This is a genomic window from Micromonospora sp. WMMD1102 (assembly GCF_029626265.1).
Taxonomy (GTDB): domain Bacteria; phylum Actinomycetota; class Actinomycetes; order Mycobacteriales; family Micromonosporaceae; genus Plantactinospora.
On the sequence record NZ_JARUBN010000001.1, the window covers coordinates 6733503 to 6747078 of the forward strand.

General features: G+C 66.9%; 12 protein-coding genes. 8 read left to right on the plus strand and 4 right to left on the minus strand.

The features are described 5' to 3' along the window. Positions 1 to 10 precede the first annotated feature (10 nt). The 8 genes from O7626_RS30310 to O7626_RS30345 all read left to right on the plus strand — a co-directional run bounded on the left by O7626_RS30310 (position 11) and on the right by O7626_RS30345 (position 9700). Complete coding sequence (locus O7626_RS30310) at positions 11 to 1489, plus strand: APC family permease (RefSeq protein WP_278064450.1); 1479 nt, start codon at positions 11 to 13, stop codon at positions 1487 to 1489. A gap of 18 nt (positions 1490 to 1507) precedes the next feature. Further along, positions 1508 to 2182, plus strand: a complete 675-nt coding sequence (locus tag O7626_RS30315; protein WP_278064451.1) for a GNAT family N-acetyltransferase — start codon at positions 1508 to 1510, stop codon at positions 2180 to 2182. A gap of 217 nt (positions 2183 to 2399) precedes the next feature. Next, the gene (locus O7626_RS30320; RefSeq protein ID WP_278064452.1) at positions 2400 to 3803 is read left to right on the plus strand and encodes a hypothetical protein; all 1404 of its coding nucleotides are present in this window, start codon (positions 2400 to 2402) and stop codon (positions 3801 to 3803) included. A gap of 440 nt (positions 3804 to 4243) precedes the next feature. Next, positions 4244 to 5632, plus strand: coding sequence for a hypothetical protein (locus O7626_RS30325; protein WP_278064453.1), 1389 nt, complete (start codon positions 4244 to 4246; stop codon positions 5630 to 5632). A gap of 336 nt (positions 5633 to 5968) precedes the next feature. Then, the gene (locus O7626_RS30330) at positions 5969 to 6484 is read left to right on the plus strand and encodes a hypothetical protein (RefSeq protein ID WP_278064454.1); all 516 of its coding nucleotides are present in this window, start codon (positions 5969 to 5971) and stop codon (positions 6482 to 6484) included. Between the two features lie 239 nt (positions 6485 to 6723). Beyond that, entirely contained in the window at positions 6724 to 7359 is a 636-nt protein-coding gene (locus tag O7626_RS30335) for an N-acetyltransferase (protein WP_278064455.1), read from the plus strand. 358 nt (positions 7360 to 7717) lie between these two features. After that, a complete protein-coding gene (locus tag O7626_RS30340; RefSeq protein ID WP_278064456.1) occupies positions 7718 to 8467 on the plus strand; it encodes a hypothetical protein in 750 nt (249 codons plus the stop codon). A gap of 309 nt (positions 8468 to 8776) precedes the next feature. After that, complete coding sequence (locus O7626_RS30345) at positions 8777 to 9700, plus strand: NAD-dependent epimerase/dehydratase family protein (protein ID WP_278064457.1); 924 nt, start codon at positions 8777 to 8779, stop codon at positions 9698 to 9700. 9 nt (positions 9701 to 9709) lie between these two features. On the opposite strand, the gene O7626_RS30350 is transcribed toward O7626_RS30345, so the two are convergent. From O7626_RS30350 to O7626_RS30365, 4 genes are read right to left on the minus strand one after another with little or no spacing between them, the layout of a single operon-like run. Beyond that, positions 9710 to 10420, minus strand: a complete 711-nt coding sequence (locus O7626_RS30350) for a hypothetical protein (RefSeq protein WP_278064458.1) — start codon at positions 10418 to 10420, stop codon at positions 9710 to 9712. Between the two features lie 14 nt (positions 10421 to 10434). Continuing rightward, entirely contained in the window at positions 10435 to 11058 is a 624-nt protein-coding gene (locus O7626_RS30355) for a hypothetical protein (protein ID WP_278064459.1), read from the minus strand. Then, positions 11055 to 12383 (minus strand): glycosyltransferase family 2 protein, encoded by a 1329-nt coding sequence (locus O7626_RS30360; protein ID WP_278064460.1) that lies wholly within the window; start codon positions 12381 to 12383, stop codon positions 11055 to 11057. Before O7626_RS30360 ends, O7626_RS30355 begins: the two co-directional genes overlap by 4 nt. Continuing rightward, positions 12380 to 13558 (minus strand): radical SAM protein, encoded by a 1179-nt coding sequence (locus tag O7626_RS30365; RefSeq protein ID WP_278064461.1) that lies wholly within the window; start codon positions 13556 to 13558, stop codon positions 12380 to 12382. The genes O7626_RS30360 and O7626_RS30365 overlap by 4 nt, the downstream gene beginning before the upstream one ends. Positions 13559 to 13576: the final 18 nt, after the last annotated feature.

Sequence of the window (13576 nt, forward strand, 5' to 3'; positions counted from 1 at the left end):
GGTCAGTACCGTGACCAGCGCCCTCGCCCGCAACCGCCTCGGCGTCCCGTCCGTGGTGTTCTTCGTCGTGGCCGCCGCCGCGCCCCTCACGGTCGTCGCGGGTGGCGCCACGACCGGATTCGCCATCACCGGCGTCACCGGTATCCCCGTTGCCTACCTGGCTGTCGCGGCCATCCTGGCCCTGTTCGCCGTCGGCTACGTGGCCATGTCCCGGCACATCCTCAACGCTGGAGCGTTCTACACCTACATCACCCACGGGCTCGGCAAACCCGCCGGTGTCGCGGGTGCGCTGGTCGCTCTCGTGGCCTACAACGCGATGCAGATCGGCCTCTACGGCGGCTTCGGCGCCGTCGCAGCCGACTTCATCAACCCGCGGACCGGCTTGAGCATCTCGTGGTGGGTTTACGCGCTCGCCGCATGGGCGATCGTCGGTCTCCTCGGCGTGCTCCGGGTCGACCTCAACGGCCGGGTTCTCGCGGTCATGCTCAGCGCCGAGATCCTCGTCGCGGTGATCGCGGACGGTGTCATGCTGAGGCACCCCGCCGACGACGGTCTCAGCCTGGCCACCCTGTCCCCATCGCATCTGTTCGCCGCCGGGATCGGCGCCGCGCTCGTCACCGCCATCACCGGTTTCGTCGGCTTCGAGGCAACCGTCGTGTTCTCCGAGGAGACCCGGGACCCGAGGCGGACGATCGCTCGCGCCACCTATATCGCCGTCGCGATAACTGGCCTGCTCTACGGCCTGTCGGCATGGGCCATGTCGGTCGCCACCGGCCCGGACCGGATCGTGGACGCGGCAACGGCGGACGGTACCGAACTCATCTTCAACCTGGTCCTGCCGCACCTCGGCCAGACCGTGGTCGACATCATGCACATCCTCTTCGTGACCAGCTTGTTCGCCGCGTTGCTGGCGTTTCACAACACGGTCGCCCGCTACTCGTTCGCGTTGGGCCGGGAAGGCGTGCTGCCCGAATGGATGGGGCGGACCAGCCGCCGGTCCGGCGCACCGGCTGCCGGATCGATCGCCCAGACGCTACTCGCCCTCGGTGTGCTGATCGGCTACGCCGCCGCAGGCGCGGAGCCGATCGTCCATCTGTTCTTCTGGGTGACGGTCACCGGCGGCCTGGGCGTGCTGATCCTCATGACGGGCACCTCAGCCGCCGTGGTCGGCTACTTCGCCCGCCACCCCCACGGCGAGAGCGCGTGGAGGCGCCTCGTCGCGCCTGGCTTGGCCGCGATCCTGCTGGCCGTCGTGCTCTGGGTGACCCTCGCCGAGTTCGCGACCCTCCTCGGCGTCACCCCAACCAGCCCGTTGAGGTGGATGTTCCCGGCCGCCTACGCGCTCGCTGCCCTGGCCGGCATCGGCTGGGCGGTGTTTCTACGAATGACGAAGCCGGACGTGTACGAGGCGATCGGCCTCGGCGCCAACAGCGTCACACCCACAGCCCATCGGGTCGACGCCCCTCTCGCCGGACCAACCCACGCCTGACACGGGAGGAATAGCCCGATGACCGTCACGGCCCCGCAAGCGGAGATCCGCCGCGCCACCGAAAACGATGCGGAGCAGATCGTTCAGCTCCTCACCGATGCGTTCCTGACCGGCCCGGTCGCCGACTGGCTCGTCCCCGACGAGACCATTCGCCGGAAGGTCTACCTCGGCTACTTCGCCATCTGGGCGGCACACGCCCTCGAGAACGGGCTCGTCTACACCACCGCCGACCTGTCCGGCACAGCGCTCTGGTATCCCCGGGCGCACACGGCCGAGCCGGTCAACTACCGCCTCCGTCTCGCCGAGGCGGCGGGACCGTGGCTGTTCAAGTTCCTGATGCTCGACGACACCTTCGCCCTGCACCATCCAGGCTGGTCACACCATTACCTGGCGTTCCTTGCCGTAGACCCGCAGCGGCAGTCCGCCGGAATCGGCAGCGCGCTGCTTCGCCATCACCACGCCCGGCTCGGTTCCAAGCCGGCGTACCTGGAAGCGAGTAACGAGCGCAACCGCGACCTGTACCTACGGCATGGCTACCGCACAACCGGCCCGTTCTACCTGCCACGCGGCGGCCCGCCTATCTGGCCTATGCGCTACGAACCGACACCGACATCCTGCCGTTCGGCTCTTGCCGAGACAGCCGTCTCGCACCAGCCGGAGTCCGGAACCCTCGGCGAGACCCGCCCGCTGTAAGGCCGAGCCGTCGCCACAAGCCCGATAGCTACCGGCCTCCGCGCGTCTGAGCGCACCGCCCTGCCCCGGCTCAGGGTGCGACGAACCCCGCCAGACCGACACGTACATCTCTCTACGAAGGAAAAGACCAGTATCGATGGAATCGACAGATTCGACCGGTGTGGGACCGGCTCCCGGCGGTGTCGCCGCTCCGGCAAAACGTGTACGGACGAGTTCGATGGCGGCGGTGCCGGAGTGGGCGGCCCGCATCGTCACCCGTCACCTTGCCGAGCGGTATCTGTTCGACGGGTGGACGATCGAAGAGATCGCCAGGTCGGTTGATTGCTCATCCGCCCACCTCCTCCGCGTGATGGTGGAGGTAGGGATACCGCGTCGCAAGCCGGGCGAGCGGCTGGCCAGGTCTGGCCCGGTTCCGGCTGAACAGATCGCATGGCCGGACGGTGCCACTGCGGCGGCGGTGCCGCCGGGGTGGACGTGGACGAACTCGATAGCAGAGGTGCCCGACTGGGCAGCCCGCATCGCCACCCGTCACCTCGTCGACCGGTACCTGGTCGACGGCTGGACGATCAAGGAGATCGCCGGCTCGGTCGGGTGCACGCACATCCACATCCGCCGGGTAATGGTCGAGGTCGGGATACCTCGCCGTAAACCGGGCCACCGACTACCCGCACCCAAGCCGTCACCGGATGAGCGGACCGGCCATCTCGGCTGCGCTGGCCAGGCACTGGCACGGACGAACCGGCCGGGGCGGCGGATCGGAACGTATTCGCTGGCGAACGTACCGGACTGGGCGGCAACCATCGTCATTCGCTACCTCACGGACCGGTTTCTCAACGACGAGTGGTCGATCGGCGAGATCGCCCGGTCCGTCGGCTGCCCGTACGGCCACATCAACAACCTCCTCATCGAGTTGGGGATATCGCGACTCGGGTCAGCACTGCGGCCCGATGCCGCCGGTCCTACCGATTCTGTCCAAGACGGGCCGGTCGCATCCCGCGACGGAACGCACACGGCCCACGAGGCGGACGAGGTGTTCGCGCAACGGGCCGATACCGCATCGACGGCGCTCACGCGGACGGGCCAGATAACACCCCCGCCCGCCTGGGTCGCCCGGATCGTCACCCGCTACCTGGTCGACCGCTACCTGGTCGACCTGTGGTCGATCAAGGAGATCGCCGCCACTGTCGGATGCTCGCACGGTCACGTCCACAACCTCCTGGTGGCGTTGGAAATCCCCCGACGCAAGAAGGCCCGTCGACTCCGCACCAGCGACATCCCCACTGACGAGCGGATCGTCGCCCGCTACGAGGCGGGCGAGTCGATCGGCTGGATCGCCTACCGCACCGGAATGTCACGCGGCTACGTCCGAGACCGCCTCCTGGCCGCCCAGGTACGGATGCGTCCCGGCCCAGCCCGACGAAGGGCCGCTATCCCGGACCCGGAGATCGTCACCCGCTACCTCGCCGGAGAGACGATCCCGAGGCTCGCCGCAGCCGGCGGCGTTTCCAGCGTCTACGTGGGAGACCGGCTGCGACAGGCAGGAGTCCCACTGCGCCGATCCGGGCCACAACCGCTCCAAAGCCAGACATGGCACGCCGAATCCACAAATGACCGAGGTTGATCGACAATGCCGCCACCCGCCATCACACCGACCGAATGGCCAGCCACCGAGATAGCAGCAGCGAGCAGCTACAAGCCGGGTGACCGGGTTTGGGTCTATCGCGGCGGATCCTGGCGCCCCGGCGTCGTGGAGTCCGCAACCTCGTTGGCAGTGCTGGCCACCTACCGGCCCACCGGCGCCAGAGGAACCGGCGTCGACACCGTAACCGCGCCGTACGTCACCAGACGCACCGATAGGGACACCAGCCTCGACCAGACGGGACTCATACATGAGCGCCTCGCCGCCGCTGTGATCCGGCCCATCGCTACAAGGGCGGCCGTCCACATCGCCTCGTCCTTGCCGGCCGCCCACTCGCCCGTCTCCGACACCGAACCGCAGTGACCACGACCGTAGGTACTCCACCTGGCCTCCCGTCCCTCGAATCGAATGAGAAGTGTCGAATGATCCTGCCGGCGAACGCGGCTAACCGAGTCCTTGCCGTTCTCGTCAAAGGATCGGGATACACGTCCATGTCACACCTCGCCACCGCGATCAACGACCTCGGACGGCAGAAGTACGGCCTCAACCTCGGCTACGACTACAAGAGCATCAAACGCTGGTTGCTGGGTAGCGACTGCGAGCGGCCCGACCTCGTCGCCGAAGTCCTCAGCAACGCGTGGGGCACCGACATCACCCCAGCCCTGATCTGGCCCCACACCCGCAACGGCGCCGCGCCTCTGCCCGCCCACCGCCACCCGTTCGTCGCCGACCGGACGCTCAAGGAACTGGCGACCTTCGTACGACGCGACATGCTGTGCCAGGACGCATCCCCGACCAGCATGGTGCCTGTCATCGCCGGACCCGAGTTCGCTGACGCCATCGTGCGCTGGTACGACACTGCCGCAATCGGAATATCGGCCTCAGACACTAAGGGAACGCAGCGCACCGACACGTCCGCCGTCGAGGGAGTCGAACGTGCCACGACACGGTTGATGGCAAGCGAAGCGGAATTCGGCGGAATGCTTACGCGCGACGCCGCCGTCGGACAACTCAAATCCGCCGTCGACCTGATCAACGCCAGCACCTACGACGACACGACCGGGAACCGACTCCTCGCGGCGGTCGCCACCCTTGCTGGCACCGTCGGCCACATGTCCTATGACAGCGGCCTCGACGGACCAGCGCAACACTACTTCACTTTCGCGCTTCAGGCGGCACGTGAATCCACAGACGAACGCGCACCCCTGACCGCTGTCCGCATCCTCGCCGATATGGCCCGCCAACTACGGTCTCTGGACCAACCCCACGCCGCAATGCGATTGATCGACCTGGCGGTCAGCATCCTGCCCGGACAGCACACCGCCGTCAGGGCCATGCTGTGGAACCTCAAGGCGAATGTCCTCGCATCAACGGCAACGAGTGGTCTCAGCGAAGTGCGAGGCTTGATCGACCTCGCCGCCAACCTCCGCGACGAGTCACGCGACGAGGCACAACCGTCGTGGCAACGCGACATCTTCCCCGACGTCACTGAAGCCGGCCTGCACCGCGAGGCCACAGGCGCATACCTACGGCTGGCGACCACCAACCCCACCCACGCCCGCGAACTCGCCAGGAGCGCCGAGACCGAAGCCCTCCAGTCGCTGGCCGCCTCGGACCCGACACGACGCCGCGAACGTGCCCACAGCCAGATCGACCTCGCCCAGGCGCGATTCCTCCTCGGCGACACAGAGCAGGCACGCACCGACGCTGAGGAAGCTGCCCGCCTGACCTCGCTGGTCCCAGGCTCCGCACGGCTCAGAGTCCGGCTCCGCGAAATGCTCATCGCCGAACGAATGGAGCCGCCACAGTGAAGATCACCAATAGAAGTCACCCTGCTTCCCGGGCGTGCCCCCTACGCCTGACCCCCGACTGCGCGTCAACGAGGTACGACCGTGGATGAGCTGATCGCCCCTGGCCATCGGCTTGCTACTGCTGATTGCGGCGCTTGTCGGGGGTAGCACATCGGGCAGCGCCTGGTGGCTGTTCCGGTTACGCCTCACACGGTTACTCACCGCCGGACTGGCCCTGCTCTTGATTTCGGCCGTCCTGATCCACCTGAGAAGCGACCTCGGTCGCCCCTAGCCGACCGCCGCCACCGAGAACCCAAGCCACGGCGCCAAGTCCGATCCGACAGCCAACCTCTCCCGATGGACAACACCGTGACTCAATCCGAAACGCAGACCGTCATCTCGTCCGAGGGCTCGATCCCGATCCTCGATCGGCCGCGGGCTGCTGACCGCGCCGACATCGCGGCACAGTGTGTCCGCCTCGCCATTGACCACACCACCGCCGCCTTCGGCAAGGTTGGAGGGGCGCACACCGTTGACCCGCTGCGCGACGGTGCGGCCTACCTCAGCGCAGCGCACCATCTCCTCACCGATCGGGCACATGAGTGCGAACAGGTAGTCGACCGTCGTCCTCCGTGGGACAGCGATCCCGCTGCCGCTGCTGGCCGCTACATCAGGACGGCCCTGCTCATCGCCGACCACCTGTTCGGCAAGCCACCCGCGCAAGCCGCGGGGGAGATCGCGACCCCCGACCGGATGGCTACGGCCCGCATCCTCACCAATCTGGCCGTCGAGCGGCTTCAGCGTGCGCTTACCCAACTCGTCGGGCTACAGAACGATGGCAAGCCGGCCACCACCCAGCGAGGCACGAAATGAACGCAGGTGACTTTGTCAGCGCCTCGGCGCTCTATGGCCGACCCCGCCGTCAACATCCGAGCCAACCGACCGCCTCACGCACGGTCACGGCCACGCCCATCTCCGAATACCCAGTTACTCCGGGTGGCGGTCCTTCGTCCGCAGACCGCCCCACTACGACCCGCCGGACGAAACCGCTAGCCGCACCAACCCTCCCGCCATCAGCCCCGTAGACCGAACTGCAAGGAGCGGCACCCCTCATGCGTACCACCGCGCACGTCACCGTGCGGCACGCCACCTTCCACGACGCGCCGCCCCTCACCAGCACGCTCGTCAATGCGCTAGTCGATACTCCAGACGCCGAATGGTTCATCCCAGACGACGACACTCGCCACGCCGTCTACGCCGAGCTGTGCACCGGACTGATCGACTACATCCTCGACAACCGTAGCGGCGTGGTCTACACCGTCGATGACCAAAGCGCCGTCGCCATCTGGTATCCGGATACCAGCACACCGCCCAGCCTGGTCACCTTCCTCAGCCACACTCACGCCCACAGCCCGACCGCCGAGCGCATCCGCCAGGCCGAGGCCGCGCTCGCCGCCCACAGCCCCAGCATCCGACATCACCGCCTTGGGTATCTGGCCGTCGCGCCCGACCGCCAGTGCACGGGTTTGGGCGGCGCCTTGTTACGCCATCGACACGCTACTTTCGACTCCGCAGGCATCCCCGCATATCTCGTGGCAACGAGCACCGGCAGCCGGGACCTGTTCGCGCGCCACGGCTACCGGCTCATGCGCCACGCACCGATCCGTTTGCCTCACGGCGGCCCAGCCTTCTGGCCGATGTGGCGCCAACCCTGCGCGGCCGAGGCGCTCCCCAGGAACCCGAGGTGACGGGGCTCCCATGACACCACTCGGCACCCCCGCGACGCCAATGGCCTCCCGCCGTATCCGCCGCCGTAGGAGCGGCTACGCCCTGATGCCGCTCATCGTGGTTCTACTCCTCATCACCGCGGCCGTCCGCGCCGAGGACGTATCGCCAATGTCCGCTGCTGCTCCTGTCCAGGCCACCGGGACCCCGGCTACCTCCCCCGCCACGGAACCGCGCACCTCCGACAGGCTCAAGCGGCTCGCCGACACCATCGGACCCGCTGCCCTCGACTCGCAGCAAGGCCGTTACTACTTGGTCCACCTACGCCGATGGGTCCTCGACACGACGGGGAGGCCCGCTTCGCGGCCGATGGTTCCCGCCGTGCAGTCCGTCGAGATGCGGCGCTGGACCGCCGAGGACGGGGCCGGGCGGGGCACGCTCGTCGAGCCGCCGCTCGACTACGACCTCACCACTGCCGATCCCCACCACCGCAGCACCGATGCCGAGTTCGCCAGCCCCGAACCTCGCCCCATCATCTACGGGCCTGACGACCTCGGCAGCACCGCCTTGCCCTCCCCACCGTCCACAAACCCGAACACTCTCACCAAACAGCTCACCGCCAGGCCAATAATCGAGGGGCCTGCCGGCATCCTGCTCGCCATTGACCACCTGTTAACGGTCTATCCAACACCCCGACCCGTTCGAGCAGCCGTGCTGCGAGTGCTCGCCGGCGTAACCGGACTCCGCTATCACGAGCGCGTGGCCGACCGGCTCGGGCGCCCCGGCATTGCGGTGAGCCTCGACCGCGACAACCTGCGATACAGCCTGATCTTCGATCCGACGAGCGGTCAACTCCTCGCCTCAGAACAGCTTCTCATTGACCAGCACGAGTACCTCGACGTGCCGGCGGGTCACGTCGTCTACTACACGCTTTTTCTAAGACTGACACGGCGCGCCGATTTCACCTGGCCGGACCGGCCCTGGCGCGCCGCCACCGACGCTGACCGGCACGGTATCCCGCTCAGCGATGAGCACCTGCCTTCATTGATCGAGGCCGGTCACACACGCGCTACGGACCCGCCTCCACTGACTCGATCAGTCGTCGGAAAGTCGAGAGATTGCGGTGGGTAGGAGAGCACGAGGGTTGACACCGGGGGCATCGGCGCGAGCCCGGTTCGGTGCCGAGCTGCGTACCTGGCGGACAAGGCGCGGCCTGACGCATCAGGCCCTTGCCGTCGTGGTGCTGTATAGCCAAGAAGCGGTAGCCAAGGTGGAGAAAGCGCAGCGTTGGCCGCCGGAGGATCTTGCCCAGCGCTGTGACCAGGTCCTGAAGACTGGAGGTGCGCTCACGCGGCTGTGGCCGGAAGTTGAACGTGAACGGCTGCGCCAGGATGGCCGCCGGTCGTCTCGCCAGCCGCGCGACGTTGGAGAGGTGGACCGGTGAGAGTCCTAGTCACCGGTGCCGGGGGATTCATAGGCCGTGCGACTACCGAACGGCTGATTCAGGACGGGCATGCGGTCGCCGCACTCGATCGGCAGGCTGGCCGCCTGCGGTGGCCCGACGCCGCGGACCACGGAGACGCCCGACTGCGGCTCATTGGCGACGACCTCCTGAACGTGGATCTGGACGAGCTGCTGGCCGACGTGGACGCCGTCGTTCACCTAGCGGGGCGAGGCAACGTCCGCGCTTCCTGGCACGACCCCGGCCCCTACCTGCGAGACAACGTTGAGGCCACCGACCGGCTGTGCCGGCATGTCGCGATGGCAGAGCGGCCCCGCGTGATGGTGTTGGCATCATCCTCCAGCGTGTACGGGGGGCGGTTGCTGCCGTGGTCGGAAGAGTCCGCCGTCGCGCCGGCATCGCCGTACGGGAGGTCGAAGCTTGCCGCCGAGCGCGTCGCCGAGGTCCGTCTCGCGGGCTGCGGCAAGACCTTGGTAACGGCCCGGCTGTTCTCGGTGTACGGGCCGGGTCAGCGAGAGGACCTGCTGTTGTCCCGTTTGATCGACTGCGCCCTCATCGGCGATGTGTTCACAGTGCATGGCGATGGGACACAGCGGCGTGATTTTACGTTCATTGACGATGTGGTCACCTGCCTGGGGCGCCTTCTGCACCTTGAACGTTCAGATGTGCTCAATGTGTGCACTGGTGCGAGCAGGTCGGTGCTGGATTTGGTCGATCTCGTGGGAGAGTTGACAGGTCGGTCCGTGCGCATCTCGGCCGATCAGGCTACGAGCGTTGAGGCGATCGGCGCGGTACATACATGGGGTGATAACAGAAAACTGTTACGGACGTGTGGCCCGTTGAACTGGACCCCGTTGCGCGGCGGAGTTGCTCAGCAGATCGAGTCGCAGCAACACCGATGACTTGGTTGATTATGCGGGCGTCATAACGTCCAACCATCGCCGCAGTCTGTCGGCCGCCTCGCTGACGGGCTGCGCCCCCATCTTCCATTGCAGGGTGGCGCCGCCGCGCTCACGGAAAGCCGCACAGTTGTCGGCGCGGTCATCAACGAGGATAGCGTCGGCGAAGTTCAGGCCGGTCTGCGCGAGCCATGGCCCGAAGAAGCCAACCGGATCTTCACTCTTCAGGGCTGCCACGTTGCTCGAGCAGATAATGTCGTCACAGGTGAAAGCCCATTCGGCGAGGGTTTCCGACTGTGGTGATGGCGGGCGTGTGCGGCGGTTGCGGGCCTTGTCGAAGGTGTCAACGAAGCAGTCCATGTTGTCGGTGGCGATTACGACGAGGGCCATGGCCTTCATGGTGCGTAACACGTCAAACAGTTCAACGTTCACCCTCATCCGCGCGCAGTCGACGTAGAGACGCCTGCTGAGGAAATCGTCGCGGAACCGGCGATCCAAGCGGATATCCATGGCTTCGATGATCTGCTCGGACGACAGCAGCCCTTTCATCCACTCATTCGCGGTGCCACCCTCGCGCGAAAATACGTTGGCGAGGTTCGCCTCTAGCTGGGCGCGGAGCGGATGTGCGGCGCTATCGCGGATAGACATCCAGAACGGGTCACGGGACAGCACCCCATGCCAGTCCACGAAGATGACCCGGCCTCCCAACGGCACTTGCCTCACCGACTGTCCTCCCTTTAGGCGTGCTGGCCCTGCAAGAGTCTCGTGACATATGACGTGGCGCGTTCGAGAGTTTGCTGAACATTCTGCGCGGCATCGATCCAAAAAACCGCAGTTCCTTGATCTGCTAGCCGGAGGTAGTAGCCTCGGATACCGGAGTTGAACGTTGGGTTGATGAAAATGCTGTCGTCGGCGAATTTTCCTTTATTGCGATCAAGGACCACGTCCTGTGGTACGTCTAGGTATAGTACGAGATCCGGCCAGGTCGGGATGTCCGCTCCCGCCATCATTCGGGTGGCGTGTTCGTAGCAGGCGAGGCCGGTCACCTGGTCAAGGGCGTAGCGGTGCGCCAGTAGTGTGTGCACGCTGCGGTCAAGCAGGACGACCGCGGTCGGGTTCGAGCGGGCGTAGCTGGTGCGGTCGGACTCGATAGCCAACAGTCGACGCAGCCCAGCGTCGTCCTCGGCGAGGGACTGTGGCACTGCCGGGGGCAGGAACCGGCCGCCGCCGACGTGATCGGCGAAGCACTGCACATATGTGGCTCCCGGGTCACGCAGCTCCGACAGCAGCCGACGGGCCAGGGTGGTCTTCCCGGCGCAGCACGGTCCTTCCACAGCCACCCACAGGCGGGTATCAGTCATGCGGCCTGCCGGCGTTCGGTCTTGCCGACGCCGGACCCTCCTCTCAACAGACGGACAGCGCCGACGAAGCCGCCAACGCCGAACAGGATGGTCGCCACCGGACAGGCCAGCAGCCGGAGCAGCCGCCGACCCGCCGAGGCGGGCGCGCCGAAGACGCGATCAATCGCCATCAGTTGGAGCAGATAGACAGCGGTGAGCGCGCTGGCCGCGATACGCAGGACGGCGGGCCCGAGGATCAGCAGGCCCACTGTTGCCGGCGGCACGACGGCGCAGCCGAGCCATTCCAACGCCGACCCCCAGGCCGAGGCCGTCTGCAACCGTGCCCGCCAGCCCGGCTGGGTTGATGGATCATGCAGGTACCGCCAGGCACGGGCGGGGCCGAAGAACCACCGCGAGGCTTGTTCCACCTGCCGTGCGGGCGTGTCCGGAACCTCAGCCTGGTCGAGGCTGGGCACGGCGACCATGGGCACGTTCCGTGACCCGAGATAGAAGCTGTAATGCATGTCCTCCAACGGCGAGCACGCTGGAAACGGCAGGTCGAGCAGCAGGGACAGTCGTATGCACAGACCGTGGGTGGTGACGTGGGCGTATACGTACGAACACAGCCACCGTTTGAGTGGGCCGGCTGCGGCGGACCGGTTACGCAGCCGGGGTATCTCGAACCCGGCGACGAACCGGTTAGCGCGTAGGGCGCCGCCTTCACCGACGGCCCACGCCAGCCACGACAGCACACCGCGCACCGGTGGCCGGGTGCGGACCTCGAAGCGGGAGGACTGGTGGAAGACGCTGGCCTCGGGTGAGGCCGCTATGGCTCGGGTGAACTGGTCGAGGGAATCGTTCGGTGGGCGGGAGTCTGCGTCGTAGCAGGTCAGGAACGCCTCCGAGGGCGATACCCCGGGCGGCAGCAGAGACGCGCATTGGGCCGCAGCGAAGTTGAGCTGGTCGCCCTTCAGCCCGTCCGGGTCGGCGTAGTGAAGGTGGATCAGCCTGTGCTCAGCGGCGAGTTGCTCGACGACCTTCACCGTGTCCTCGCTGTCGTGCTGGAACGCCTCGACGGCCTCCCGTGCGGTGGTAATCACGATGAGCTGCGCGGCATGCCCACGTGCCATTGCGGTCAGGTGAGCGGCGGCATCGGCGATGATGCCGGCCTCACGCAGCACCGGAACCACGACGAAGAAGATCGGATCCGGGGACGAGTGTGCGGGGGCCGGAGGGATGCCGGCGGCGGTGAAGCGGCAGGAACGGATAACGCCGGACAGGATGAACAGTTGCCGAACCAGGGCAGCGCCGAGCAGCCCGGAGACGGCGAGTGCCGACACGGTCATGGGGCCGTGGCCCGAACACGCTTGACCCCGGCGCGCCCGTCATCGCCGACCGGGAGGTGCGTGCCAACGTGTGTCTTCGCTGCCGCCGGCTCCGCTGTGCCGTCGCCGGCCGGGTCGGCCTGCTGGTAGCTGAGCTTGCGCTGCCCTTGGATGAAGTGGGTCGGATCCGTGATCGGTGGTCCGGCGTAGGGAACGGCCTCGTCTCCGCCCCACCGGGCAACGTACTGGGCTTGGAAGCCGTCGCACACTGGCTGTAACGCGCACCCGCCACAGGCGGGCACGTGCACGTAATGGTGACGCTGCTGCTGACGCTGGGACGCCTCGCCGTACCACTGCGGCGACGGCGGCCCCTCATGGCCCGCGTCGTACCAGGAGTTGTAGTCCCACTCGTGCGGGTCATAAGGGAGCTGGTAGCCGGTGTAAACGTGCGCCTCGCGGCCGGGGAGCTGGCACGGCGGCATGTACCGCACGTTCGCCTCGACGCCGTGGGCGGTGCACCGGTCGATCGCCCTAGCCAGGTAGGGGGCGATGTCCGAGTGCCGCGCCTGGAACTCGATCTCCGGCTGCGCGGTCCATTCGAAGTACGGGTTGAAGGTGAGGAAGTTGACCACCCGGGCACCCTTCTCCCCGGCGAGGTCAGCGATGGCCTCCAGCTCGGTGAGGTTGTCCCGAATCATGGTCACGTTGAATCGGAACGGCACACCGAGGGTGTTCAGGTTGTCCAATGCGGCCATCTGCCGGGCGAAGTTGTCCCGGCCCCGGCCGTGGATCTCGGCCACCGTGTCACCGATACCGTGGATCGACACGAGGAAGTCGTGGATACCCGCCTCAACGTAGGCGCGGGCGCGGTCCAGGGCGGCCAGATGCATTCCGTGGGTGATGACCGTCGGGCGCAGCCCGATCCGAGCAGCGTGCGCCACGATGTCCAACGCCTGCGGATGCAGGGTCGGTTCACCGCCCATGAAGTCCACGAACTCGTTGCCGTAGAAGTGGCGGAACTTGTCCAGCGCGGCGGTGGCCTCACCGACTGGCATCCACGCCTTCTCCCGGCTGGACACGAGTTCGTCGTAGCAGAACTTGCACCGCACGTCGCAGCGCAAGCCCAACCACAGGACGCCGCGCCGGGTCGGTTGCCGCTGTGTTGACCAGACGGGCGGCAAGGGGGTCGTAGTCATCGCCGTCTCCTCCTCCGA

What these genes read in the sequence shown, in the direction of transcription:
- O7626_RS30315 (WP_278064451.1), top strand. Translation starts at nt 1,508, where the DNA reads ATGACCGTCACGGCCCCGCAAGCGGAGATCCGCCGCGCCACCGAAAAC.
- O7626_RS30320 (WP_278064452.1), top strand. Translation starts at nt 2,400, where the DNA reads ATGGCGGCGGTGCCGGAGTGGGCGGCCCGCATCGTCACCCGTCACCTT.
- O7626_RS30325 (WP_278064453.1), top strand. Translation starts at nt 4,244, where the DNA reads ATGATCCTGCCGGCGAACGCGGCTAACCGAGTCCTTGCCGTTCTCGTC.
- O7626_RS30330 (WP_278064454.1), top strand. Translation starts at nt 5,969, where the DNA reads ATGGACAACACCGTGACTCAATCCGAAACGCAGACCGTCATCTCGTCC.
- O7626_RS30335 (WP_278064455.1), top strand. Translation starts at nt 6,724, where the DNA reads ATGCGTACCACCGCGCACGTCACCGTGCGGCACGCCACCTTCCACGAC.
- O7626_RS30355 (WP_278064459.1), bottom strand. Translation starts at nt 11,058, where the DNA reads ATGACTGATACCCGCCTGTGGGTGGCTGTGGAAGGACCGTGCTGCGCC.
- O7626_RS30360 (WP_278064460.1), bottom strand. Translation starts at nt 12,383, where the DNA reads ATGACCGTGTCGGCACTCGCCGTCTCCGGGCTGCTCGGCGCTGCCCTG.
- O7626_RS30365 (WP_278064461.1), bottom strand. Translation starts at nt 13,558, where the DNA reads ATGACTACGACCCCCTTGCCGCCCGTCTGGTCAACACAGCGGCAACCG.